This is a genomic window from Bordetella parapertussis (assembly GCF_020735925.1).
Classification (GTDB): domain Bacteria; phylum Pseudomonadota; class Gammaproteobacteria; order Burkholderiales; family Burkholderiaceae_B; genus Bordetella; species Bordetella pertussis.
Genome location: NZ_CP085971.1, coordinates 1383187 through 1406754, shown reverse-complemented (window position 1 = coordinate 1406754; position 23568 = coordinate 1383187). Strand labels below are relative to the sequence as shown.

General features: G+C 68.6%; 21 protein-coding genes, 1 rRNA gene and 1 pseudogene. 14 read left to right on the top strand and 9 right to left on the bottom strand.

Translation table 11 applies throughout. The annotated features are described in order from the left end of the window. Window positions 1–61: 61 nt before the first annotated feature. The 6 genes from bktB to LK409_RS06655 form a co-directional block, all read right to left on the bottom strand. On the bottom strand, window positions 62–1243 hold the full coding sequence (gene bktB, locus LK409_RS06680) for a beta-ketothiolase BktB (RefSeq protein WP_014905810.1): 1182 nt from the start codon (window positions 1241–1243) through the stop codon (window positions 62–64). Between the two features lie 72 nt (window positions 1244–1315). Beyond that, window positions 1316–1690, bottom strand: a complete 375-nt coding sequence (locus LK409_RS06675; RefSeq protein ID WP_010926797.1) for a tautomerase family protein — start codon at window positions 1688–1690, stop codon at window positions 1316–1318. Window positions 1691–1790: 100 nt separating this feature from the next. Next, window positions 1791–3053, bottom strand: coding sequence for a quaternary amine ABC transporter ATP-binding protein (locus tag LK409_RS06670; RefSeq protein WP_010928181.1), 1263 nt, complete (start codon window positions 3051–3053; stop codon window positions 1791–1793). Further along, entirely contained in the window at window positions 3050–3907 is an 858-nt protein-coding gene (locus LK409_RS06665) for an ABC transporter permease (RefSeq protein WP_010928180.1), read from the bottom strand. Before LK409_RS06665 ends, LK409_RS06670 begins: the two co-directional genes overlap by 4 nt. Before the next feature lie 172 nt (window positions 3908–4079). After that, window positions 4080–5090: an ABC transporter substrate-binding protein gene (locus tag LK409_RS06660; RefSeq protein WP_010928179.1), complete on the bottom strand. Its 1011-nt coding sequence runs from the start codon at window positions 5088–5090 to the stop codon at window positions 4080–4082. Between the two features lie 451 nt (window positions 5091–5541). Beyond that, window positions 5542–6807, bottom strand: a complete 1266-nt coding sequence (locus tag LK409_RS06655) for a class I SAM-dependent methyltransferase (RefSeq protein WP_010928178.1) — start codon at window positions 6805–6807, stop codon at window positions 5542–5544. 159 nt (window positions 6808–6966) lie between these two features. Here LK409_RS06655 and LK409_RS06650 point away from each other — a divergent pair, with 159 nt between their 5' ends. From LK409_RS06650 to rpmG, 3 genes are all read left to right on the top strand, one after another. Beyond that, entirely contained in the window at window positions 6967–8160 is a 1194-nt protein-coding gene (locus tag LK409_RS06650) for a multidrug effflux MFS transporter (RefSeq protein WP_010928177.1), read from the top strand. Between the two features lie 369 nt (window positions 8161–8529). After that, a complete protein-coding gene (gene rpmB / locus LK409_RS06645; RefSeq protein ID WP_003810297.1) occupies window positions 8530–8766 on the top strand; it encodes a 50S ribosomal protein L28 in 237 nt (78 codons plus the stop codon). A 63-nt stretch (window positions 8767–8829) separates the two neighbouring features. After that, the gene (rpmG, locus tag LK409_RS06640) at window positions 8830–8997 is read left to right on the top strand and encodes a 50S ribosomal protein L33 (RefSeq protein ID WP_003810296.1); all 168 of its coding nucleotides are present in this window, start codon (window positions 8830–8832) and stop codon (window positions 8995–8997) included. Between the two features lie 113 nt (window positions 8998–9110). Here rpmG and LK409_RS06635 read toward each other — a convergent pair. Next, window positions 9111–10917 (bottom strand): annotated as a pseudogene (locus tag LK409_RS06635) (SulP family inorganic anion transporter). A 431-nt stretch (window positions 10918–11348) separates the two neighbouring features. Between LK409_RS06635 and LK409_RS06630 the strand changes: the two are divergent. From LK409_RS06630 to LK409_RS06595, 8 genes are all read left to right on the top strand, one after another. Next, window positions 11349–11810 (top strand): HU family DNA-binding protein, encoded by a 462-nt coding sequence (locus LK409_RS06630; protein WP_033840666.1) that lies wholly within the window; start codon window positions 11349–11351, stop codon window positions 11808–11810. 122 nt (window positions 11811–11932) lie between these two features. Then, complete coding sequence (locus LK409_RS06625) at window positions 11933–12445, top strand: MarR family winged helix-turn-helix transcriptional regulator (RefSeq protein ID WP_003810260.1); 513 nt, start codon at window positions 11933–11935, stop codon at window positions 12443–12445. 39 nt (window positions 12446–12484) lie between these two features. After that, window positions 12485–13642, top strand: a complete 1158-nt coding sequence (locus tag LK409_RS06620) for an MFS transporter (RefSeq protein ID WP_010928175.1) — start codon at window positions 12485–12487, stop codon at window positions 13640–13642. Between the two features lie 77 nt (window positions 13643–13719). Continuing rightward, window positions 13720–16377: a leucine--tRNA ligase gene (leuS, locus tag LK409_RS06615; RefSeq protein WP_010928174.1), complete on the top strand. Its 2658-nt coding sequence runs from the start codon at window positions 13720–13722 to the stop codon at window positions 16375–16377. 15 nt (window positions 16378–16392) lie between these two features. Further along, the gene (locus LK409_RS06610; protein WP_003810254.1) at window positions 16393–17052 is read left to right on the top strand and encodes an LPS-assembly lipoprotein LptE; all 660 of its coding nucleotides are present in this window, start codon (window positions 16393–16395) and stop codon (window positions 17050–17052) included. A gap of 2 nt (window positions 17053–17054) precedes the next feature. Further along, window positions 17055–18110: a DNA polymerase III subunit delta gene (holA, locus tag LK409_RS06605; RefSeq protein WP_003810253.1), complete on the top strand. Its 1056-nt coding sequence runs from the start codon at window positions 17055–17057 to the stop codon at window positions 18108–18110. Between the two features lie 121 nt (window positions 18111–18231). Next, window positions 18232–19491 carry a glutamate-5-semialdehyde dehydrogenase gene (locus LK409_RS06600; protein WP_010928173.1) on the top strand — a complete coding sequence of 420 codons (1260 nt, stop codon included), beginning with the start codon at window positions 18232–18234 and terminating at the stop codon, window positions 19489–19491. After that, entirely contained in the window at window positions 19488–19883 is a 396-nt protein-coding gene (locus LK409_RS06595) for a hypothetical protein (RefSeq protein WP_003810249.1), read from the top strand. The genes LK409_RS06600 and LK409_RS06595 overlap by 4 nt, the downstream gene beginning before the upstream one ends. A gap of 22 nt (window positions 19884–19905) precedes the next feature. On the opposite strand, the gene LK409_RS06590 is transcribed toward LK409_RS06595, so the two are convergent. Continuing rightward, complete coding sequence (locus LK409_RS06590) at window positions 19906–21300, bottom strand: amidase family protein (RefSeq protein ID WP_003810245.1); 1395 nt, start codon at window positions 21298–21300, stop codon at window positions 19906–19908. Between the two features lie 181 nt (window positions 21301–21481). Here LK409_RS06590 and LK409_RS06585 point away from each other — a divergent pair, with 181 nt between their 5' ends. The 3 genes from LK409_RS06585 to LK409_RS06575 all read left to right on the top strand — a co-directional run bounded on the left by LK409_RS06585 (window position 21482) and on the right by LK409_RS06575 (window position 23234). Beyond that, window positions 21482–22450 carry a 3-hydroxyacyl-CoA dehydrogenase NAD-binding domain-containing protein gene (locus tag LK409_RS06585; protein WP_033449750.1) on the top strand — a complete coding sequence of 323 codons (969 nt, stop codon included), beginning with the start codon at window positions 21482–21484 and terminating at the stop codon, window positions 22448–22450. Continuing rightward, a complete protein-coding gene (locus LK409_RS06580; protein ID WP_003810239.1) occupies window positions 22447–22719 on the top strand; it encodes a GNAT family N-acetyltransferase in 273 nt (90 codons plus the stop codon). The genes LK409_RS06585 and LK409_RS06580 overlap by 4 nt, the downstream gene beginning before the upstream one ends. 113 nt (window positions 22720–22832) lie before the next feature. Beyond that, window positions 22833–23234, top strand: coding sequence for a YchJ family protein (locus LK409_RS06575; RefSeq protein ID WP_010928171.1), 402 nt, complete (start codon window positions 22833–22835; stop codon window positions 23232–23234). A 129-nt stretch (window positions 23235–23363) separates the two neighbouring features. Here LK409_RS06575 and rrf read toward each other — a convergent pair. Continuing rightward, window positions 23364–23476 (bottom strand): 5S ribosomal RNA (gene rrf, locus LK409_RS06570). Window positions 23477–23568: the final 92 nt, after the last annotated feature.

The following is a 23568-nucleotide window of genomic DNA, read 5'->3' as shown; positions in this document are numbered from 1 at the left end:
CCCCCCTCGCCGCATGCCGAAGGTGGGCTCGCGGCGCCAGCGGCGCCACGAGCGCCGGGCCTCAGACGCGCTCGAAAATGGCGGCGATGCCCTGCCCGCCGCCGATGCACATCGTCACCAGCGCGTAGCGGCCGCCCACGCGCTGCAGCTCGTACAAGGCCTTGACCGTGATGATGGCCCCGGTCGCGCCGATGGGATGGCCCAGGCTGATGCCGCTGCCGTTCGGATTGACCTTGGCGGGATCCAGCTCCAGCTGGCGCGTCACCGCGCAGGCCTGCGCGGCGAACGCCTCGTTGGCCTCGATCACGTCGAGCTGGTCGACGGTCAGGCCGGCGCGCTTGAGCGCGGCCTGCGTGGCCGGCACCGGGCCGATACCCATGATCTCGGGGTCCACGCCGGCATGCGCATAGGCCACCAGGCGCGCCATCGGCGCGATGCCGCGCTGCGCCGCCGCGGCCGCGCTCATCAGCACCACCGCCCCCGCGCCGTCGTTCAGGCCCGACGCGTTGCCCGCCGTGACCGTGCCGTTTTCCTTCTGGAACACCGGCCGCAGGGCCGCCATGCCTTCGATGGTGATGTCGCGGCGCACGTGCTCATCGGTGTCGAACACAGTCTCGCCCTTGCGCGTCTTCAACGTCACCGGGACGATCTGGTCGCGAAAGCGGCCCGCGTCGATGGCGGCCGCGGCGCGGCGATGCGACTCGACCGCCAGCGCGTCCTGGTCGGCGCGGCTGATGGAATAGCGCGCCGCCACGTTCTCGGCCGTCACGCCCATGTGCATGCGGCCAAACGGATCGGACAGCGCGCCGGTCATCATGTCGACCATGGCGCTGTCGCCCATGCGCGCGCCCCAGCGCTGCGCCGGGGCGATATACGGCGCGCGGCTCATGCTTTCGGCGCCCGCGCCCACGGCGATCTCGGTATCGCCCAGCATGATGGTCTGGGCGGCCGACACGATCGCCTGCAGCCCCGACCCGCACAGGCGGTTGACGTTGAACGCCGGGGTTTCCTTGCCGATGCCGGCATTGATCGCGGCCACGCGGGACAGGTACATGTCGCGCGGCTCGGTGTTGATGACATGGCCGACGGCGACGTGGCCTACCTCGGGGCCGGCCACGCCGGCGCGCGCCAGCGCTTCCCGGATGACCGTGGCGCCCAGGTCGCAGGGCGCCACATCTTTCAGGCCGCCGCCGAAATCGCCAATGGCGGTACGGGCAGCGGCTACGACTACGACTTCGTTCATGATGTCAATTCCTCCTGTTTTCATGCGGTATGGCCATGCAATCGATCATACCGCCGCTCGCCGCGGCATGCCTCAGCGGCCCGCCGCCCGGGCGCTGATGCCATTGGCCACGCCCATGTTGGCCTTGGAAACGTCGTGGATCATCACGCGCACATCCGCGCCGTCGATGCCTATGCTGTCGCACACGGCGCGGTTCAGCGCTCCGATCAGCGCCTCTTTCTGCTCGTCGGTGCGGCCGGCGATCATGTCCACCGTCACCAGCGCCATTTGCCGGCCCAGCTCGCCCGCCACGATGACATGGGCGGCAGGGACTTCCTCCAGCACGACGCGCACGCTGGCCAGCGGCGCGCCGATACTGTCGACCACAGCCTGGCAGGCGGCCGCGAGCAGCGCCGACTTCTGCGCCGGCTGGTGGCCTTGCATGATCTGTACATTCAAGAGAGGCATGACAGGGTTCCGATAGCGATTGGGAAAACGGCCACCCACTGGTGACCGTCTTCCATCATATCGCCGTCGGGGCGTGCGGCGAAACCTGCGGGCGGCCGGCTCAGGCCGCGTCGCGCTCGTGCGCCTGCCCCGCGCCGTCCGAGGCCGCGTCCGCGGCATCGCCCTGCCCGTCGGCCGAGTCGGACTCGGCCAGCACCGGCGTGACCAGCTCGACCACCTTCTTGCGCGACAGCATGCCGATGAACTCGTCGCCCTCGCCCGTCACCGCCACCGGCTGGTCGCTGTGCACCAGCTGCGCCAGCACCTGGTCCAGGCCGGCGGTGGCCGGCACCGAGGCCAGGTCCTCGACGAAGCGCGACACATCGCGCGCGCCCTCGTCCACCGCCTGCTGCGCGGCGGCGGCCATCAGCACGCCCGCCAGGCGCTTGCCATCGAGCACCGGCGCGTACTCGTAGCTCAGCGCCTGCATGCGGTCCAGCGCATGCGCCGGCCGCGAGCGCATCGTCAAGGTCAGGCGCGGCGGGTTGACCGCGTGCGCCGCGTTGAGCACCTTGGTGCGGTTGACGTCCTGCAGGAACGACTGCACGTATTCGGTGGCGGGATTGAGCAGGATGTCTTCCGGCGTGCCTTCCTGCACCAGCTCGCCGTCCTTCAGGATCGCAATGCGGTTGCCCAGGCGCAGCGCCTCGTCCAGGTCGTGCGTGATGAACACGATGGTCTTGTTCAGCTTGGCCTGCAGCTGCAGCAGGTGGTCCTGCATCTCGCGGCGGATCAGCGGGTCCAGGGCCGAGAAGGCTTCGTCCATCAACAGGATCTCGGCGTCGGTGGCCAGCGCCCGCGCCAACCCCACGCGCTGCTGCATCCCGCCCGACAACTGGTGAGGATACTGGTTCTCGAAGCCGGACAGGCCTACCTGGTCGAGCCAATGGCGGGCCCGCTGCTCGCGCTCGGCGCGCGCCACGCCCTGCACCGCCAGCCCGTAGCCGGCGTTGTCCAGCACCGTGCGGTGGGGGAACAGGCCAAAGCGCTGGAAGACCATGCTCATCTTCTTCTGGCGAAACGTCTCCAGGTCGCGCTTGTTCAGGCTGACCACATCCACGCCATCGACCAGGATATGGCCGGCGCTGGGCTCGATCAGGCGGTTGAAGTGGCGGATGAGCGTCGACTTGCCCGACCCCGACAGCCCCATGATCACGTAGATGCTGCCTTTCTCGATGGACAGGCTGATGTCGCGCAGGCCCAGCGTGTGGCCGCTTTTGGCCAGCAGGTCTTCCTTGCTGATGCCGTCGCGGGCGGCCTGCAGCCACTTGCCGGGATGCGGGCCGAAGATCTTGTAGATATTCTTGACTTCGATTTTGCTCATCGCTGGCCTCCCGTGCGTACGCGTTGCCCGTACGATTGCGTGATGCGGTCGAACAGCACCGCCAGCACGACGATGCCCAGCCCGGCCAGCAGTCCGCGGCCGACCTCCAGGCGGTTGATGCCCAGCAGCACTTCATAGCCCAGGCCGCGCGCACCGATCATCGAAGCGATGACCACCATCGACAGCGCCATCATGGTGGTCTGGTTGATCCCGGCCATGATGTTGGGCAGGGCCAGCGGCAACTGCACGCCGAACAGCTGCTGGCGCGGATTGGCGCCGAAGGCGCGCGCCGCCTCCAGGACTTCGCGGTCGACCAGGCGGATACCCAGGTCGGTCAGGCGGATCAGCGGCGGCACGGCGTAGATCACGGTCGCGATGATGGCCGGGATCTTGCCCAGCCCGAACAGCATCACGACCGGGATCAGGTACACGAAGCTGGGCATGGTCTGCATCACGTCCAGCACCGGCAGCATGCCGGCGCGCAGCCAGTCCACCCGCGCCATCAGCACGCCCAGCGGGATGCCGATCACCACCGAAAGGCCGGCGGCCATGATCATGAGCGCCAGCGTCTGCATGCCGGCGTCCCACAGGCCCAGCACGCCGATGACGCACAGCAGCGCGCCCATGGCCAGGCTCAGGCCGATGCGGCGGCTGACCAGCCACGCGATGGCGATGGTGACCGCCACCACCGCCCACCACGACGACTGGCGCAGCACCTGCTCCAGCCAGACCAGCACGCTCAGGAAAGGTTGCGACATCGCTTCCAGCGTGTCGGCGTAGTTGGTAACGAGATGATCGACGAATCCGTCGATGGCCCCGCGCACTGCGCGCGCGGGAATGACTTCAGGGAACATCAGGCGACTCCATTCTGGCGTGTCGCGCGGCCCGGGAAAGGGCCGCTCCGGCGTACGGGGCCGGCGACACGGGATGCCCGGGGCCTATGGCCGCGCCGGGCGCGATCGGCGCCCCCGTCGGGCGCCATCGCGGGCCACGGCGGCGCAATGGCGCCATCGTGGCCCTGGACCGCTACAGGGCGGTCTGGACGCGCTCGGCCACGTCGGCCGGCACCCACTTCTTCCAGACGTCGGCCTGGTTCTTCAGGAACCACTGCGCCACGGCGCCGGACTCGTCGCCGGACTCTTCCATGTGGGCCAGGGTCTGGTCCATGACCGGCAGCGGCACCGCCACCTTGGACAGGAACTCGGTCAGCTTGGGCGCCTCTTCCGAGAACCGAGTATTCACAGCGGTGAACACCGGGTTCTCGGGATAGGCGCTAGGCTGCGGATCGCTGCATTTGGGCGCCGTCAGGCACTTGTGCTTTTCCGCATCGTACGGCGGCAGTTCCAGCTTGACCAGATCCATCGAGCCGACCAGCGGCGTGGGATACCAGTAGTAGAACACCACGTCCTGCTTGCGCTTGTAGGCGGACATCAGGGCCGCCTTCTGCGCCGCGCCGGTGCCGGGCGAATACAGCGTGTAGCTGTCATCCAGCTTGAGCGCATGGAACAGGTTGGTGCTGGTCACTTCGCAGCCCCAGCCCGCCGGACAACCATAGAAGCGCCCCTTGCCGGGCTCCTCGGGGTCCTTGAAACGGTCCTTGAACTTGGGCAGGTCGGCCGCCGACTTCAGCTCGGGCAGGCGCTCGGCGGTGTAGCGCGGAACGAACCAGGCTTCGCCGCCCATGTAGAGCTCGCCCACCCGCTTGACCTTGCCGGTCTTCTGGGCGCGGTCCCAAGGGTCGGCAACGCTGTTGAGCCAGATTTCGGTATTGATGTCGAGGTCGCCGCGCTCCAGGGCGGCCAGCGCCGGCAGGGTCTCGGTGGGCAAGACCTCGGTCTTGCAGCCATAGCCCTTTTCCATGATGAAGCGCTCGATGTCGACGAGGACGAGGTTGGATTCCCAATTCATGCCGCCGAAATTGACGGGCCGCGAGACTTCGCACTGGGGCTGGTCGGCTGCCTGGGCCGCACCGCTGAACGCGCAGAGTGCGGCCAGGGCGGCCAGGGCGGCCAGGGTCTTTACTGGGGTGAAACGCATTGGCTTTTGCCTCCATAGGTCAGGGACACGGGACCGGGCAGACGCCGGACCATGCCGTGGAGCTAAGGGGGTTGTGCGGAAGACGGGCAGAACCGCCAATACAAACCGACACTAGCAGCAGGAGGCCGCGCCGCGGGCTGGGGCCATCCTGTAAGACAGCGGCCTGGTCACCGGCGAAGTTGCCGGTACAAGGCTCGCAGAAAATTGAAAGAAACTAAACGAAGAAGGCCGCATCTTAGACGATTTTGAATCCTCGACCAACCCCAGGACCGAAGCAAACAGATACATTCACCCTGTTCGGGCGTCGGGGAAAGCCCCTAGGCGTGAGGCGCAAAACCAGTGTACGCGCCGTGTTGCGGCGCAGCACGGCGTCGAATTATTTAGTTTCAATTGGAGATGAAATGATTTGCGACGGCCGGCCCCGGCGCATGGCGCCGGGGCCGGCCGCATCCTAGCGGGCGTTGCCGGCGTAGATGTAATCGCGCCGCCACGGATAGGCCAGGTCCCGGGCCATGTCGAGCTCGTCGGTGCGGCCCGTGGCCGGGGTCGTGACCAGCACCTGGTGCAGGGAAATCCAGCCGTGCTCGAACCCCATCGCGCAGCCGGCCAGGTACAGCCGGTAGGCGCGCAGCGAACGCTCGCCCTGCTCTCCCTGCAGGATGCGCGCGGCCTCGGGCAGGCATGCTTCCAGCGCGTCGCTCCAGGCCCACAGCGTACGCGCGTAGTGCGGGCGCAGGTTCTCGTCGTCGACGGCTTCCAGGCCGCCCGCCGTCACCGCCTCCAGCACGCTGCTGATATGCGTGAGCTCGCCGCCCGGGAAGATGTACTTCTCGATGAATTCGCCCATGCCGTTGCCGAGCTCGGCGTTGTAGACGCCGCCCGCGGTAATGCCATGGTTCATGACCAGTCCGCCCGGCTTGACCAGCCGGCGCAGCTTGGCGAAATAGCCCGGCAGCTGGGCGCGCCCGACGTGCTCGAACATGCCCACCGAGGCGATCTTGTCGTACGGCGCGCCTTCGTCCAGCTTGCGGTAGTCGAGCAGCTCCATGCGCACCCGCCCCGACAGGCCTTTTTCCTCGATCAGGCGGTTGACATAGGCATGCTGGTTGCGCGATAGCGTGATGCCGGTGGCATCGACGTCGTAGTTCTCGGCCGCCCACAGCAGCAACCCGCCCCAGCCCGCGCCGACGTCCAGGAAACGCTCGCCCGGCTGCAGCCGCAGCTTGCGGCAGATATGGTCCAGCTTGGCTTCCTGGGCCTGCGCCAGCGTCATGTCGGGCGTGCGGTAATAGGCGCAGGAATAGACCCGGCGCGGATCCAGCCACAGGGCATAGAAATCGTCCGAGAGGTCGTAGTGGAACTCGATCTGGCGCGCATCGCGCTCGATCGAGTGGCGCCACACCGAGGTGACCTTGCGCACCAGCTCGGTCAGCCAGCCGCCGCGCGCCGCGTCGACCGGCGAACCGAGCAGCAGCGCCGCGGCGGCCGCCATCACATCACGCATGCTGCCCTGGATATCGATGCGGCCCTCGACGTAGTCCTGGCCCAGCACGCCGACGGCGCCCTCGGCCAGGTGGGCCAGCGCGGTCTTGTCCCGCGCCACGAAGCGCACGCGCGCCTCGGGACTGCCCAAGACCGTGCCATCGGGCAGGGTCAATTGCACCGGTACCGGCAATTCCTGGAGCTTGCGTTCCACCACAGACAGCAAAGGATTCACGACTTCCTCTCCCCTGAATATGAACGGACACGCAGACTTTATCGGAAAACAGTTGCAATTCAAACGCAAGCCTGGCCGTGATACAGTGGCCGGCTTGCCTCAGACCATGCAATAACGCTCGCACGGCCCTGTACGCCGTCGCCGCGCACCGCCCCTCCCATGCCCCGGCAAACCATTTCCCGCAGCATGCCGGGCTGGCTCATCCTCATGGGTGCGCTGACCGCCATCGGCCCCTTCTCCATCGACATGTACCTGCCGGCGTTTCCGTCGATCGCCGCCGGCCTGGGCGTCGAACGCGGCGAAGTCGAGCGGACCCTGGCGGCATACCTGATCGGCATGGCCGGGGCGCAGATCATCTATGGCCCGCTGGCCGACCGCTACGGCCGCAAGCTGCCCATGATGGGCGGGCTCATCCTGTACGTGCTGGCCTCGCTGGGCTGTGCGCTGGCCGGCGACATCCAGACCCTGACGGCGTGGCGGGTGGCCCAGACCCTGGGCGGCGCGGCCGGCGTCGTCATCCCGCGCGCGGTGATCCGCGACCACTACGAGACCCAGGAAGCCGCGCGCGCCATGTCGCTGCTGATGCTGATCATGGGCCTGGCGCCGATCCTGGCGCCGCTGGCCGGCGCGCAATTGCTCGCTTTCGTCGGCTGGCGCAGCCTTTTCTGGCTGATGGCCGCCGGCGGCCTGGCGCTGCTGCTGGCCGTGGCGCTGACGATGAAGGAGACGCTGGCTCCCGAGCGCGTGTTGCCGCTGCGGGCAGGCACCATCCTGAGCAATTACCGCGCGCTGCTGGCGCACCGCGGCTTCATGGGCCATAGCCTGGCGGGCGGCATGGGCCAGGCGGGCATGTTCGCTTACATCGTCGGCTCGCCGCGCATTTTCATCGAGCTGTACGGCATAGCGCCCCAGTATTACGGCCTGCTGTTCGGCGCCAACGCGGCCGCGCTGATCGTCGGCTCGCAGATCAGCGCCCGGCTGTTGCGCAAGTCCGCGCCGGCCACCCTGCAGCGGCGCGCCCAGGTCGCGCTGGCGGTGGCCAGCCTGAGCGCCCTGGCCCTGGCCCTGCTCGGGCTGATGAGCCTGCCGCTGCTGATGGCCTGCCTGATGGGCTATATGTTCAGCCAGGGCTTCGTCAACCCCAACTCGGCCGCCCTGGCGCTGGCGGAACAGGGCCGGCGCCTGGGCGCGGCATCGGCCCTGCTGGGTACGCTGCAGCTGTCCTGTGGCGCGCTGGCCGGGCTGATCATCAGCATCTGGCCGGCCGAAAGCGTGCTGCCGCTGGCCGCGGTGCTGGCCGGCTCGGCCTGCCTGTCGTGGCAGTTCGGCCGCATGGCGCGCAGACCTGCTTGATTTTCCTTGGGTTTTCGTAGTAGACTTGCCATCCTGACTTGAAGTTTCCCGTGCACGGTTACTATGCTTTGTGGCCGTGTGCATAATTTGCGTCTCGCAGTAAACACACGCGGGATAGGCAACGGGGTATAAGCACAGGTCCTGAGGTGGCTTACGGCTTGCCGCACGCGTTTCGGTGGTTCAACCCCGCGACGCGGCAGGCGCCGGATCGGCCATCTCGCGGACCCCATCCAGATACTGGGTGGCAAGGCCGGGGTCCTGCCCCGGGCGTCTAGTCGGCCACAGGCCACGGCGCAGCACCTTGCGGCAAATACCCGGTCACCGATTCCCGACGCGCCGCGGACTAGAACAACCCTGAGAGGTGCATCCATGGCACGCGTATGCCAAGTGACCGGTAAAGGCCCGATGGTGGGCAACAATGTTTCGCACGCGAACAACAAAACCAAGCGCCGCTTCCTGCCCAACCTGCAATCGCGCCGGTTCTGGGTCGAAAGCGAAAACCGCTGGGTGCGCCTGCGCGTGACGGCAAAAGCCATCCGCACGATCGACAAGAACGGCATCGACGCCGTCCTGGCCGACCTGCGTGCCCGCGGCGAAGCGGTCTGAGCAGGGCTACCGCCCCCAGTCCCCTAGACATTAGCCGCCAACACTACACCCCAGGAGCACGACATGGCCAAAGGTATCCGCGAAAAGATCAAGCTCGAGTCGACTGCCGGCACGGGCCACTTCTACACGACCACCAAGAACAAGCGCAACATGCCCGAAAAGATGCTGATCAAGAAATTTGATCCCGTCGCTCGCAAGCATGTCGACTACAAAGAGACCAAGCTGAAGTAATTCGGCTTGCGTTGGCATGGCGCGTGCGCGCGCCATGGTGAACGGCCCCGCCCTGGCGGGGCCGTTTTATTTGGCAAGGCCCGCCGTGGCAGGCCCCGGCCCGGCGGGCCGGCTCATTCGTCGCGCTCGGCGCCGGGCTGGTGCGCCGTGCCCGGCGGGCCGCACTCCGTAAAGATGCGCGCCGTACAGCCGCGGCAGATCTCCGGATCCAGCCGCTCGTAAATGGTATGTATGGCGGTCGCCTTGTCGGGGAAGATGTGGTCGGCGCCGAGGCGGTCGATGAAGCCCGAGCGGCGCCAGTCGCGCAGCACCTCGGGGCGCGGCCGGTGGAAATACAGATCGCCGCCGCCCGCCCGCCGCCTGCGCAATTCTTCCTCCCAGACCTGCGCGCCGGCATGGTCGATGAAGTTCATGCTCTTGCTCATCACCAGCAGGTGGCGCTGTCCGGCGCTCGCCCCGGCGCGCAGCGCCTGCAGGCGGTCGGTGACATGCGTGGCCGCGCCGAAATACACCGACCCCTCCATGCGCAACAGTTTCAGCTGGGGGCATTCCGGCAATTCGCCGGGCTGCCCTTCCAGCACCGCGAAATGGCGCTGCGGATCGGCGGCATCGAAGCCCATCGGGCGCATGGCGGGCCGCGCCGTGCGGTACAGGTAGGCAGTCAGCGACAGCAGCGTGCCCAGCAGGATGGCGATCTCCATGCGGATCGTCACGGTGGCCGCCAGCGTCGCCGCGGCGATCAGCGCCTCGCGCGGCGCGATGCGCACCAGCACGCGCCAGCGCGGCAGGTCCAGCAGCGACCAGGCCACCACGATCAGCAGGCCGGCGATGGCCGCGTGCGGAATCAGCGCCAGCACCGGGCTGCTGACCAGCACCAGCAAGACCAGCAGCAAGGCCGCGAACACCGCCGCCATCGGCGTGCGCGCGCCCGCCTCGTAGTTCGGCACCGAACGGTTCAGCGAACCACATGACAGGTACGACGAGAACAGTCCGCCCACGACATTGGACAAGCCCTGGCCGATGAACTCGCGGTTGGCGTCTATCAACTGGCCGGAGCGCATCGCGACCGCCTTGGCGATCGAGATGGATTGCGCCAGCGCGACGATGGTCAGCGGCACCGCCACGCCCACCAGATCAGGCAGCACGCTCCATTGCACGGCCGGCACATGAAACGGCGGCCACGGCTGCGCCAGGGCGCCAAGCACCGAAATCGGCTGGCCCGCCGCGGCGAACACGCCGGCGTTGAGCGCGGCCGCCAGCAGCGTGCCGGCCGCCAGGCCGGCCAGCATGTGCGGCTTGCGGCGATCCCAATGCCGCACCAGCAGCGTCACGATGATGGTCGTCAGCGCGACCGCGCTGGCGCCCCAGTGCGCCTCGCCCAGCCGGCTGCCCACTGCCGCCAGGACCGCGCCGGCGGAGTGCGCCTGCACGCCTTCCAGCCCGAGCGCATCCTTGAGCGCGTGCACGGCGATCAGCAGCGCCGCCCCGCTGGTGAAGCCGAACAGCGCCGAGGGTGAAATGAAATTGGCCAGCGAGCCCAGCCGCAGCAGCCCGACCGCCAGCTGCATCACCCCGACCAGGATGGTGACCGCCAGCGCCATCTGGATATAACCGGGGCTGCCCGGCAGCGCCAAGGGCGCCAGCACGGCGAACAGCGCCAGCGAGTTGGCGTTGGTCGGGCCGGACAGCACATGCCGGCTGGAGCCGAACAGCGCCGCGACGATACAGGGCACGATGGCCGAATAAAGCCCGTATTCGGGCGGCAGGCCGGCCAGCATGGCGAAGGCCACCCCTTGCGGCAAGCACCAGCAGCGCCCCCAGCAAACCGGCCTGCGCATCCGCGCGCAGCGTGCCGGGCGTGATGTCGTTGACCCAGCCGCCCAGGATTGCGGCCGCGCCGCCGCGTACTGTCTTCCCCATCTTGTTGACCTTGTATCCCGCGCCACGGCCGCTTGCGCCCGCTGTCGCGTCAAAAGGCGCTAGCGTAAACCCATGGCCGCGCACGCGCAACGCGCGGGCGACTCCTGTGTTTGCCACGGCGCTTTCCGATCCTGGCGCCAGAACATCCGGGATTGGGCGCGCCATCGCCACGCGCCCTGCCCGGCTGCCCGCGCGCATCGTCCACGAAGGGTTCGGAGGTGCGCGCGCGCATCGCCGCACACCCGCCGCGCGGCTAGGGAAAACCAGCGTCGGCACGCATTCGTTGCGCTGAAAACAACAACCTGTACCTCTGCGCGGCGCTGAACGCATGCAGCGGCGCGAGTTTCCGCTATCATCGGGCGCGAGGTGTTGTTCATCGAATATCCGGCGAACACGCTGCCTCCATATCCTCACTACTACGGATTTTGACCATGGCTACCAAAGCAAAAGCGCCTGCCAAGAAAGTCACGAAGACCGCCGCCAAGGCTCCTGCCAAGACTCCTGCCAAGACTCCTGCCAAGGCTCCCGCCAAGAAGGCTCCCGCCAAACCCGCCGTGAAGAAAACGGCCGCCGCAGTGCGCCCCATCAAGGAAGCGCTGAACAAGTCGCAACTGATCGCCTACCTGGTCGAGAACACCGGCGTGGAAGCCAAGTCGGTCAAGGCCGTGCTGGCTGGCCTGGAAAGCTCGGTGCTCGCCTCGGTCGACAAGAAGGGCGCTGGCGAATTCACCCTGCCCGGCCTGTTCAAGGTCGCCGTGCAGAAGGTTCCCGCCAAGGCCAAGCGCTTCGGCAAGGACCCGTTCACCGGCGAAGAGCGCTGGTTCCCGGCCAAGCCCGCCTCGGTGAAGGTCAAGGTTCGTCCCCTGAAGAAGCTGAAGGACGCCGCGCAATAAGCGCCTGACGTCTCAGGTCAAACCGCAGAGCCCGCCGCACCGGCGGGCTCTTCGTTTATGCAGTCGCGATTTGACCGGGCCGTATTTATCTTGATATAAAGATACTTTATATCGAGACAACAATGAAAGACCACGTCGACCTGGTGCTGTCCCAATGGGCGCACGAACGCCCCGACCTGGACGTCTCGTCCATGGCCGTGCTGGCGCGTATTTTCCGGTTCAATACCGCCGCACTGCGGCGCATCGAGCCGCTGTTTCGCGCCGCCGGCCTGCACCAGGGACAGTTCGACCTGCTGGCCACGCTGTATCGCGCAGGCGCCCCGCATGCGTTGTCGCCGCAGCAACTGACCGCTGCCCTGCTGCTTTCCTCCGGCGCCATGACGCACCGGCTCGATCAACTCGAACAGGGCGGCCTGATCGCGCGCAGCCCCAACCCGGACGACCGGCGCGGCGTCATCGTCTCGCTCACGCCCGCGGGCCTGCGCACCATCCGGCAGATCCTGGCCGACTACCTGGAGGCAATCGACGCCCTGTTGACGCCCCTGTCGGCCACCGAGCGCCGCCAGCTGGCGGGCCTGCTCAAGCGCCTGCTGGCCGAACACGACCGCACGACGCCGGGAGGCATCCCGCAATGAGCCCCGCGCGCGCGCCTGACCGCGCCCATCGTCCTGCTGATGTCCGTGGCCACCGGCCTGGCCGTGGCCAGCAACTATTACGCCCAGCCGCTGCTGCATACCATCGGCGCCGAATTCGCCCTCACCACCGCCACCGCCGGCGCCATCGTCACGGTGGCCCAGCTCAGCTATGCCGTGGGCCTGATCCTGCTGGTGCCGCTGGGCGACCTCTACGAGCGGCGCACCCTGATCGCGCTGATGACCGCCCTGTCGGCCGTGGGCCTGCTGCTGTCGGCCTTCTCGCCCGGCATCGGCTGGCTCATGCTGGGCACCGCCGTGACCGGCCTGCTGTCCGTCGTGGCGCAGGTCCTGGTGCCGTTTGCCGCCACCCTGGCCGAACCGCACGAACGCGGCAAAGTGGTCGGGGCGGTCATGAGCGGCCTGCTGCTGGGCATTCTGCTGGCGCGCACCATCGCCGGCGCGCTGGCCGATCTCGGCAGCTGGCGCACCGTCTACTGGGTGGCCGCCATCCTGATGCTGCTGATGTCGATGGCGCTGTGGCGCGTGCTGCCGCGCTCGGTCAACCCGACGAGGCTGAGCTATCCGCGCCTGCTGGCCTCGATCGTCCAGCTTTACGCGCAAGAGCCCTTGCTGCGCGCCCGCTCGGTGCTCGGCGCGCTGCTGTTCGCCGCGTTCAGCATGCTGTGGACTCCGCTGACCTTCCTGCTGTCCGGCCCGAACTACGGCTATTCCAATACCACCATCGGGCTGTTCGGTCTGGCCGGCGCCATCGGCGCCTATGGCGCCAACCGGTTCGGCCGCCTGAACGACCGTGGCCAGGGCAACCGCTCGACGCGCCAGGGCCTGCTGCTGCTGGCCTCGTGGCCGCTGCTGGCCTGGGGCGCCCACCACGTCGCGCCCCTGCTGGCCGGCGTACTGGCCCTGGACCTGGCGATCCAGGCGGTCCATGTCACCAACCAGAGCGCCATCTATCGCCTGCGGCCCGAGGCGCGCAGCCGCCTGACCGCCGGCTACATGACCTCGTATTTCCTGGGCGGCGCGGCGGGATCGCTGCTGTCGGCCTGGATCTACGCCCACGCCGGCTGGCTGGGCGTCACGGCGGCCGGCGCGCTGACCTCGCTGGCAGCCCTGCTGTACGGGTGCCTGGCGCGGTCGGCGCGCATCCCGGAAACCACGCCGGCCCCTGCGATCGCCTAGCACCTCCTATAATCGATGGTTTTGACCGCCCGCGCCCTGCCGGGCGCGGTCCGTTACCTATTTTTTCGCACGAGTCCATGCAGGAACGCTACCAACCCAACTCCGTCGAAGCAGCCGCCCAGCAAACCTGGCAGGCCCGCGATGCCTATCTGGTGCACGAGCACGCCAAGAACCCCGACGGGTCGGAAAAACCCAAGTTCTACGCCTGCTCCATGCTGCCCTACCCCAGCGGCAAGCTGCACATGGGACACGTGCGCAACTACACCATCAACGACATGATGGCGCGCCAGCTGCGCATGCGCGGCTACAACGTGCTGATGCCGATGGGCTGGGACGCCTTCGGCATGCCCGCCGAGAACGCCGCCATCAAGTCCAAGGTACCGCCGGCCAAGTGGACCTACGACAACATCGCCTACATGAAGAAGCAGATGAAGGCGATGGGCTTGGCCATCGACTGGTCGCGCGAAATGTGCGCCTGCGACCCGAAGTATTACAAGTGGAACCAGTGGCTGTTCCTGAAGATGCTGGAAAAAGGCATCGCCTACCGCAAGACCCAGGTCGTCAACTGGGATCCGGTCGACCAGACGGTGCTGGCCAACGAACAGGTCATCGACGGGCGCGGCTGGCGCTCGGGCGCCCCGGTCGAAAAGCGCGAGATCCCCGGCTACTACCTGCGCATCACCGATTACGCCGAAGAACTGCTGGACCAGGTGAGTACCAACCTGCCGGGCTGGCCCGAGCGCGTGCGCCTGATGCAGGAGAACTGGATCGGCAAGTCCGAGGGCCTGCGCTTCGCCTTCCCGCACCGCATCGCCGGCGCCGACGGCAAGCTGATCCAGGACGGCAAGCTGTATGTGTTCACCACCCGCGCCGACACCATCATGGGCGTGACGTTCTGCGCGGTGGCGCCCGAGCACCCGCTGGCCACCCATGCCGCGCAGTCCAATCCGGCGCTGGCCGCCTTCGTCGAGCAATGCAAGCTGGGCGGCACCACCGAGGCCGAGATGGCCACGCGCGAAAAGGAAGGCATGCCCACGGGCCTGACCGTCACCCACCCGCTGACCGGCGCGGAAATCGACGTCTGGGTCGGCAACTACGTGCTGATGACCTACGGCGACGGCGCCGTGATGGGCGTGCCGGCGCACGACGAGCGCGATTTCGCCTTCGCGCGCAAGTACGGCCTGCCGATCCGCCAGGTCGTCGCGCTGGAAGGCAAGACCTACTCCACCGACGCCTGGCAGGAATGGTACGGCGACAAGCAGGCCGGCCGCACCGTCAACTCCGGAAAATATGACGGCCTGGCCTACCAGGCCGCCGTGGACACCATCGCCGCCGACCTGGCGGCCCAGGGTCTGGGCGAGAAACAGACCACCTGGCGCCTGCGCGACTGGGGCATTTCGCGCCAGCGCTACTGGGGCACGCCCATCCCCATCATCCACTGCGCCGATTGCGGCCCGGTGCCCGTGCCCGAGCAGGACCTGCCCGTGGTGCTGCCCGACGACCTCATCCCGGACGGCTCGGGCAACCCGCTGGCCAAGAACGAAGCCTTCCTGTCGTGCTCGTGCCCGCGCTGCGGCAAGCCCGCGCGCCGCGAAACCGACACCATGGACACCTTCGTGGACTCGTCCTGGTACTTCATGCGCTACACGTCGCCGGACAACGACCAGGCCATGGTCGACGCCCGCAACGATTACTGGATGCCGATGGACCAGTACATCGGCGGCATCGAGCACGCGGTGCTGCACCTGCTGTACGCGCGCTTCTGGACCAAGGTCATGCGCGACCTGAGCCTGCTCAACTTCGACGAGCCCTTCACCAAGCTGCTGTGCCAGGGCATGGTGCTGAACCACATTTACTCGCGCAAGACGCCGCAGGGCGGCATCGAATACTTCTGGCCCGAGGAAGTCGACAACGTCTACGACGCCAAGGGCGCCATCGTCGGCGCCAAGCTCCAGCGCGACGGCTCCGAAGTGAATTACGGCGGCGTGGGCACGATGTCCAAGTCCAAGAACAACGGCGTCGACCCGCAGTCGCTGATCGACACCCTGGGCGCCGACACGGCGCGGCTGTTCGTCATGTTCGCCAGCCCGCCCGAGCAGACGCTCGAATGGTCCGACTCCGGGGTAGAGGGCGCCAACCGCTTCCTGCGCCGCCTGTGGGCGCTGGGCTACGCGCAGCGCGAGGCGGTCGGCCGCGGCCTGGCCACCGGCGCCGACTGGGCGCAGGCCCCGGCCCCCGTCAAGGAATTGCGCCGCGAGGTCTACGGGCTGCTCAAGCAGGCCGACTACGACTACCAGCGCATCCAGTACAACACGGTCGTGTCGGCCTGCATGAAAATGCTCAATGCCATCGACGACGCGCCCCTGCCCGAAGGCCCCGCCGCCGATGCCGCGCGCGCCGAGACCCTCGGCCTGCTGCTGCGCGTGCTGTACCCCGTGGTGCCGCACATCACCTGGCACCTGTGGCAGGATCTCGGCTACGCCGAGCACCTGGGCGACCTGCTGGACGCGCCCTGGCCGCACGTCGACGAGGCCGCCCTGGTGGCCGACGAGATCGAGCTGATGCTGCAGGTCAACGGCAAGCTGCGCGGCTCGATCCGGGTTGCCGCCAAGGCGCCCAAGGAAGACATCGAGCGCATCGCCGCCGCCCAGGAAGAAGTGGCGCGCTTTCTCGAAGGCCGTCCGCCCAAGCGCGTCATCGTCGTGCCGGGCAAGCTGGTCAACGTCGTAGGCTGACAGAGGTCCACAAGCATGAACTTCGCCGGGCACTTCCTGCATTTTCCCCGCCTGACCTGGCCGCGCGGCATCGCGCTGGCGATGCTCATGCTGCTGGCCGGCTGCGGCTTCACCATGCGCGGCGTCACGCCCCTGCCGTTCGATACGCTGTATGTCGGCATTCCCGACAACACGCGCTTCGGCGCGGACGTGCGGCGCGCGCTGCGCGCCGCCTCGCCGAATACCCGCCAGGTGCCGACCAGCAAGGACGCGCAGGCCATCCTGCAGCAGGTCAACACCGACCGTACGCTGCGCGAGGTTTCGCTCAATGCGCAGGGCCGGGTCGAGGAATACGAACTGGGCATCGACTACACGTTCCGCCTGATCGACGCCAAGGGCAATGCCCTGGTGCCCGACACCACGATGTCGATCTATCGCGAAATGCCGTATGACGACCAGGTCGTGCAGGCCAAGCAGGGCCAGATCGACGCGCTGTACCAGTCGATGGAAAAAGAGCTGGTCAACCGCCTGCTGCGTCGCCTGACGGCCCCCGACGTGCACGAAGCCGCCGCCAGGGCCGCGGCCGGCACGCTGGATCCCGACGCGCCGGTCTACGACCCCAACCAGGCCACGCCCGCCAGCCAGCCGTCGCCCTGGAACACCCCCAACGCCTACCCCGGCATGGACACGCCCTGACGATGGCCGCGCCCCTGGACAGCGACGCCCTGGCCAGCCACCTCGCACGCGCGGGGGGCCGGCTGGCGCCGCTGTACACGGTATCGGGCGACGAGCCGCTGCTGGTCACCGAGGCCGCCGACGCCATCCGCGCGGCGGCGCGCGCGGCCGGCTACACCGAGCGCACCTCCATGGTCATGGACGCGCGCAGCGACTGGAGCGCGGTGGCGGCCGCCACGCAAAGCGTCTCGCTGTTCGGCGACCGGCGCCTGCTGGAACTGAAAATCCCGACCGGCAAGCCCGGCAAGAGCGGCGGCGAGATGCTGGCCCGGCTGGCCGACCAGGCGCGCGACCAGGCCGACGCCGACACGCTCGTGGTCGTGGCCCTGCCCCGCCTGGACAAGGCCACGCGCGAAAGCAAATGGGCCCAGGCGCTGGCGCGCGGCGGCGTCATGGCCGACATCGCCAACGTCGAGCGCGGCCGCCTGCCGGCCTGGATCGGCATGCGCCTGGGGCGCCAGAACCAGCGCGCCGACACCGCCACGCTGCAATGGATGGCCGACAAGGTCGAGGGCAACCTGCTGGCGGCCCACCAGGAAATCCAGAAACTGGGGCTGCTTTACCCGGAAGGCCAGCTGGCCGCCGAGGACGTCGAACGCGCCGTGCTCAACGTGGCGCGCTACGACGTCTTCGGGCTGCGCGACGCCATGCTGGCCGGCGACACGGCGCGCACGGTGCGCATGCTCGACGGCCTGCGCGCCGAGGGCGAAGCCCTGCCGCTGGTGCTGTGGGCGGTCGGCGAGGAAATCCGCCTGCTGGCGCGCGTGGCGCAGGCGCGCCAGCAAGGCCAGGACGCCGGCGCACTGATGCGCCGTCTGCGCATTTTCGGCGCCCACGAACGGCTTGCGCTGCAAGCGCTGGGCCGGGTCGCGCCCGGCGCATGGCCGGCGGCCGTGCAGCACGCCCATGAAGTCGATCGCCTGATCAAGGGCCTGAGCGTACCGGGCCGGCTGGCCGATCCCTGGGAAGAAATGACCCGGCTCGCGCTGCGCGTGGCCGCGGCCGGCGCCCGACCGTGAAGGCGGCCTGGCCGCCACCTCCGTCCCGCCGACCGGCCCGCCCCGCGCATCGGTCGGGCTAAACTTCAGCCATGCATGCCGGCCAGCCGCCGGCCAGACATTACAAGACCAGAACGCAGCCATGTCCTCTATCGAAACCTATATGCAGTCCGTGGGCGAACAGACCCGCACCGCCTCGCGCGCCATGATGCGCGCCACCGGCGCCGCCAAGAACCAGGCCTTGCTGGCCATGGCCGAGGCCATCCTGGCCCAGCGCGCCGAACTGCAGGCCGCCAACGCCAAGGACGTGGCCGCCGCGCGCGCCAACGGACTCGAAGCCGCCCTGCTCGACCGCCTGACCCTCTCGGACCGCTCGATCGCGCTGATGGCCGAGGGCCTGCGCCAGATCGCCGCCCTGCCCGACCCGGTCGGCAGCATTACCGCCACCAGCGTGCGGCCCAACGGCATGCGCGTGGCGCAGATGCGCGTGCCCCTGGGCGTGATCGGCATCATCTACGAATCGCGCCCCAACGTCACCATCGACGCCGCCGCGCTGTGCCTCAAATCCGGCAATGCCACCATCCTGCGCGGCGGCAGCGAAGCGCTGCACTCCAACGTGGCGCTGGGGCGCATCGTGCAGGCGGGCCTGCAGGCCGCCGGCCTGCCCACGGCCGCCGTGCAAGTGATCGACACCACCGACCGCGCCGCCGTCGGCAAGCTGGTCACCATGACCGAACACGTCGATGTGATCGTGCCGCGCGGCGGCAAGGGCCTGATCAGCCGGCTGGCGCAGGAGGCGCGCGTGCCGCTGATCAAGCACCTGGACGGCAATTGCCACGTGTACGTGGACGCGGCCGCAGATCTCGCCAAGGCGCACGACATCGCCTTCAACGCCAAGACCTATCGCTACGGCGTGTGCGGCGCCATGGAAACCCTGCTGGTGCACGCCGACGTGGCGCAGCGCCTGCTGCCCGTGCTGGGCCAGGCGCTGCACGAGCACGGCGTCGAATTGCGCGGCTGCGCCCGCGCGCTCCAATGGCTGCCCGAGGGCAAGCCGGCCGACGACGCCGACTGGGCCACCGAGTACCTCGGCCCCATCCTGGCGGTGCGCGTGGTCGACACGATCGACGAAGCCATGGACCACATCGCGCGCTGGGGTTCCGGCCATACCGACGCCATCGTCACCGAAAACCTGTCGGCGGCGCAGCGCTTCCAGCGCGAAGTGGACTCCAGCTCGGTGTACGTCAACCTGCCCACCTGCTTTGCCGACGGCTTCGAATACGGCCTGGGCGCGGAAATCGGCATCTCGACCAACCGCCTGCATGCGCGCGGCCCGGTCGGCCTGGAAGGCCTGACCACCCTCAAGTGGGTGCTCAACGGCGAAGGCCAGGTGCGCGGATGATGCAGGCCGGCATGTATTCTCAAACCGTCACCTTCCTGTTCAGCCTGTTCGTCCTGTGCTTCATCACCTGCACGATCAGCGGCCTGGTGCTGTTCCTGTTCAAGGCGCGCCGCGCCAACGAGGAACTGCGCCACCCGCTGCTGCAGCATCGGCCGTTCAAGCAGTATCCGTTCGCGATCCAGGCTTCGATCATGCTGGACTACTTCCTGCGCCTGGCCTTTCCGCGCACCAAGTGGTGGCTGATCGGCCATGCCAACAAGCAGCTGGCGCATGTCGATCCGAAGCGTGTGCCGCTGGACGTCAAATGGCCCATCATCGGCTTCTGGGGCGCCTGCTGGCTCGGCCTGCTGGCCATGATCTCCCTGTGGGCCATGCTGCTGCTGGGCATGTAGGCCACGACGCCGGGCCGCGGCCTCAAGGCCCGGCCAGCGTCACCGGCGCGCCGCGCGCCTCGATATCGGCGCCCGCCGCCAGGCACAGGTCTTCCCGGAAACGCGCCGCCACCACCTGCACGCCCAGCGGCGCCGCGCCCACGCCCGGCATCGCCAGGGCCAGCCCCGGCAATCCCATGAACGGCAGGCCGACCTGGGTCAGCTGGGCGCGCCAGACGCGCCGGTATGCATCGGCGCCCTGCAAATCCAGGTCGTCGGCAAACGGCGGCTCGGCCGACACCGGCAGCAACAGCACGGGATAGTCTTCGAAGAACAGCTGCCAAAGGCGCGTCAGCGTCGCCCGACGCGTCAGGGTCGCCGTGTACCCGGGCAGATCGAGCGCCCGCGCCGCCTCCTGCTGGCCGCGCAGCGCCACCAGCGCGCCGGGGTCGCCCTCCTGCTGCGCGGCGCGCAGCAGCGCCTCGTAGCCGTCGGCCAGCCACATGCGGATCTGCAGATCGGCCGCCTCCTGCAGCGGCGGAATGGCGCAGGTCTCCTCGACCTGCCAGCCCGCGTCGCGCAGGCGCGCCGCCGCCTCGTAGAGCGCCGCGCACACCGCCGGCTGGGTCTCCAGCCCGTCCGGCGATACGCACAGCGCGGCCCGGCGCGGCGCCGGCGGCCCCTCCAGGGGTACCGGCATCCACCACGGGTCGCGCGCGTCCCTGGCCGCCATCGCGGCCAGCCCCAGGCGTAGATCGGCCACCGTGCGCGCCAGCGGCCCGGACACCGCGGTAATCTGCCCGCCCAGCGAGCGCTCCGGCAAAGCCGCGTTGTACGCCGCCACGCGCCCCAGCGAAGGCCGCAGCCCGTGGACCCCGCAGGCATAGGCGGGATAGCGGATCGAGCCGGCGATATCCGTACCGTGCGCCAACTGGCCTATGCCCGCGGCCACCGCGCTGGCCGCGCCGCCCGAAGAGCCGCCCGGCGTCAGGGCCGCATTGCGCGGATTGAGCGTGCGGCCATGCAGCAGATTGGACGTGAACCAGCGCAGCGAGAACGCTGGCGCATTGGTGCGCCCCAGGATGACCGCGCCGGCGCGCCGCAGGTTGTCCACCACCGGACTGTTGGCCTGGGCAATCACGTCTTTCTGCAACGCGACGCCGTTGCTGGTCGCAAAGCCCGCTTGGTCGATATTGATCTTGACCGTCACCGGCACTCCCGCCAGGGGTCCGGGATCATCGCCGCGCGCAAGCGCCGCATCGATCTCATCGGCTTGGGCCAGCACCTCGTCGGGACGCCAGTCCACCACGGCATTCAGGCGCGGATTGACCTCATCCAGCCGCCGCAAGGCCGCCTCGGCCGCGGCGCGCGCCGACACCTCGCGCGCGCGGATCGCCTGCGCCAAATCGCTTGCCGACATGCGCCAGAGCTGACTCACAGGGATTCCTCCTCGATGCGTGCATGACGCGCCCCGACCGCGGCGAGCGCTGCGGGCGCAGCGCTCCACCATAGCGCCGTCGTGCCGCCGCCGTCCAGCGCCCGCTTGCGCCGCGTCGCCGACGCGCCCAAGATAGGCGCGTGCGCCCGTGCGCGACGCACGCCTATGCCCGGAGCCCGACATGAACCCACCCGAACACGTCGTTTCCCCGCCCATTGCCCGCGTCGCCGTCGTCGGCGCCGGCACCATCGGCGCAAGCTGGGCCGCCCTGTTCGCCGCCCGCGGCCTTCGGGTCACCGTCACCGACCCCGCGCCCGGCGCGGCCGAATCGCTGCGCGGGCGCATCGCCGACATCTGGCCGGCCCTGGCCGCCGCCGGCGCCATCCAGGACGGCGCCGATCCCGGCGCCGTGCGGTTCGACGCCGATCTGCAGGAGGCCTTGCAGGACGCCGACTTCGTGCAAGAGAGTGCGCCGGAGCGCCCGGACTTCAAGGCCGACCTGTTCACCCGCATGGACGCCGCGCTGCCGCCGCACGCCATCATCGCCTCCAGCAGCTCCGGGCTGCCCATGAGCGCCCTGCAGGCCGGCTGCCGGCACCCCGAGCGCTGCGTCATCGGCCATCCCTTCAATCCGCCGCACCTGATCCCGCTGGTCGAAGTCGTCGCCGGCAGGCAGACCGCCCCGGCCGCGATCGAACGCGCCATGGCCTTCTACCGCAGCCTGGGCAAATACCCCATCCGCATCGACAAGGAAATCCCCGGACACGTCGCCAACCGCCTGCAGGCGGCCCTGTGGCGCGAAGCCATCCACCTCGTCGCCGAAGGCGTTGCCAGCGTCGCCGACATCGACGCCGCCGTCACCCAGGGCCCCGGCCTGCGCTGGGCCCTGTACGGCCCGCACATGACATTCCACCTGGGCGGCGGCGAAGGCGGGCTCGCCCACTTCCTCGACCACCTGCGAGGTCCCGTCCAGACCTGGTGGGACGACCTGGGCAAGCCGGAACTCACGCCCGCATTGCAGCGTAAACTGATCCAGGGCGTCGCCGCGGAAGCAGGCCAGCGCTCCATTGCCGAGCTGAGCGCCACGCGCGACGCACAACTGACAGCCATCCTGGCCATTCTTCGCCAACAAGGAAGCCCCCATCCATGAGCGACATCGCGCATCGCGAAACCCAGTCCCGCTTTGAAACCACCGTCGACGGCCAGCGCTGCGAGCTGGACTACGTCCTGCGCGACCACATCATGACCATCGTGCACACCGGCGTTCCCGCCCCGGTCGGCGGCCGCGGCATCGCCGCCGAGCTGACGCGCGCCGCCCTGGACACCGCCCGCCAACGCGGCTGGAAAGTCGTCCCGCAGTGCTCCTACGCGGCGGTCTACCTGAAACGCCACCCCGAATACCAGGACCTGCAGGCCTGACCGCGGCGGACCCGCATGCGCGTGGCCAGGCAGAAAAGCCCCGCCGGGCGCGCCTGCGCCACGCATCACGCCCCGAACCGCGCCCGGCGCCTGCCGCCTGCCACAATGACGCCGTGAAAAAGCCCCCTTCATCCCCGGCCGCTTGCCCCTGCGGCAAACCGCGCGCCTACCCCGACTGCTGCGGCCGCTGGCACGCCGGCGCCCTGTTCCTGCAAGCTCCCGATGCCGAATCGCTGATGCGCTCGCGCTACAGCGCCTTCGTGCTCGATCAGTTGGACTATCTACTGCAGACCTGGCATCCGGACACCCGCCCGTCCGAACTCGAACCCAACGCCGCCGACGTCAAATGGCTGGGCCTGCAAATCAAGGCCAGTCAGCAACAGGACGACACCCACGCCACCGTCGAATTCGTCGCCCGCCTGCGCCAGGCCGGCCGCGCCACGCGCCTGCATGAGCTGAGCCGCTTCGTCAAAGAAGAGCAACGCTGGTACTACGTGGACGGCGACATCCGCTGACGGCGCCATGGGCAAGCAGGTGCCCGTCCCCCTGCGGGGACAGGCACCCGGCGAGGTGCGGGCGCCTGGGCGTCCCCCCAAAAACAAAACCCCGCGAGCCATGAGGCTGCGGGGTTTTGAGCAATAAAAGCCTGACGATGACCTACTTTCACAGATGTACATCCACTATCATCGGCGCGAAGGCGTTTCACTGTCCTGTTCGGGATGGGAAGGAGTGGGACCACCTTGCTATGGTCGTCAGGCGTAACCGGCTAAGCGGTTGACGCATGGTCAACGGCTTGAATCTGGAAGAAGCACAGCGTGCGCCTGGCAGTCGGTTGGGACTGGCAGCGAC

What these genes read in the sequence shown, in the direction of transcription:
- LK409_RS06665 (WP_010928180.1), bottom strand. Translation starts at nt 3,907, where the DNA reads ATGTTCCCTGAAGTCATTCCCGCGCGCGCAGTGCGCGGGGCCATCGAC.
- LK409_RS06670 (WP_010928181.1), bottom strand. Translation starts at nt 3,053, where the DNA reads ATGAGCAAAATCGAAGTCAAGAATATCTACAAGATCTTCGGCCCGCAT.
- LK409_RS06650 (WP_010928177.1), top strand. Translation starts at nt 6,967, where the DNA reads ATGCCCCGGCAAACCATTTCCCGCAGCATGCCGGGCTGGCTCATCCTC.
- LK409_RS06585 (WP_033449750.1), top strand. Translation starts at nt 21,482, where the DNA reads ATGAACCCACCCGAACACGTCGTTTCCCCGCCCATTGCCCGCGTCGCC.
- LK409_RS06580 (WP_003810239.1), top strand. Translation starts at nt 22,447, where the DNA reads ATGAGCGACATCGCGCATCGCGAAACCCAGTCCCGCTTTGAAACCACC.
- LK409_RS06620 (WP_010928175.1), top strand. Translation starts at nt 12,485, where the DNA reads ATGTCCGTGGCCACCGGCCTGGCCGTGGCCAGCAACTATTACGCCCAG.
- holA (WP_003810253.1), top strand. Translation starts at nt 17,055, where the DNA reads ATGGCCGCGCCCCTGGACAGCGACGCCCTGGCCAGCCACCTCGCACGC.
- rpmB (WP_003810297.1), top strand. Translation starts at nt 8,530, where the DNA reads ATGGCACGCGTATGCCAAGTGACCGGTAAAGGCCCGATGGTGGGCAAC.
- rpmG (WP_003810296.1), top strand. Translation starts at nt 8,830, where the DNA reads ATGGCCAAAGGTATCCGCGAAAAGATCAAGCTCGAGTCGACTGCCGGC.
- LK409_RS06675 (WP_010926797.1), bottom strand. Translation starts at nt 1,690, where the DNA reads ATGCCTCTCTTGAATGTACAGATCATGCAAGGCCACCAGCCGGCGCAG.
- LK409_RS06595 (WP_003810249.1), top strand. Translation starts at nt 19,488, where the DNA reads ATGATGCAGGCCGGCATGTATTCTCAAACCGTCACCTTCCTGTTCAGC.
- leuS (WP_010928174.1), top strand. Translation starts at nt 13,720, where the DNA reads ATGCAGGAACGCTACCAACCCAACTCCGTCGAAGCAGCCGCCCAGCAA.
- LK409_RS06600 (WP_010928173.1), top strand. Translation starts at nt 18,232, where the DNA reads ATGTCCTCTATCGAAACCTATATGCAGTCCGTGGGCGAACAGACCCGC.
- LK409_RS06610 (WP_003810254.1), top strand. Translation starts at nt 16,393, where the DNA reads ATGAACTTCGCCGGGCACTTCCTGCATTTTCCCCGCCTGACCTGGCCG.
- LK409_RS06630 (WP_033840666.1), top strand. Translation starts at nt 11,349, where the DNA reads ATGGCTACCAAAGCAAAAGCGCCTGCCAAGAAAGTCACGAAGACCGCC.
- bktB (WP_014905810.1), bottom strand. Translation starts at nt 1,243, where the DNA reads ATGAACGAAGTCGTAGTCGTAGCCGCTGCCCGTACCGCCATTGGCGAT.
- LK409_RS06625 (WP_003810260.1), top strand. Translation starts at nt 11,933, where the DNA reads ATGAAAGACCACGTCGACCTGGTGCTGTCCCAATGGGCGCACGAACGC.
- LK409_RS06660 (WP_010928179.1), bottom strand. Translation starts at nt 5,090, where the DNA reads ATGCGTTTCACCCCAGTAAAGACCCTGGCCGCCCTGGCCGCCCTGGCC.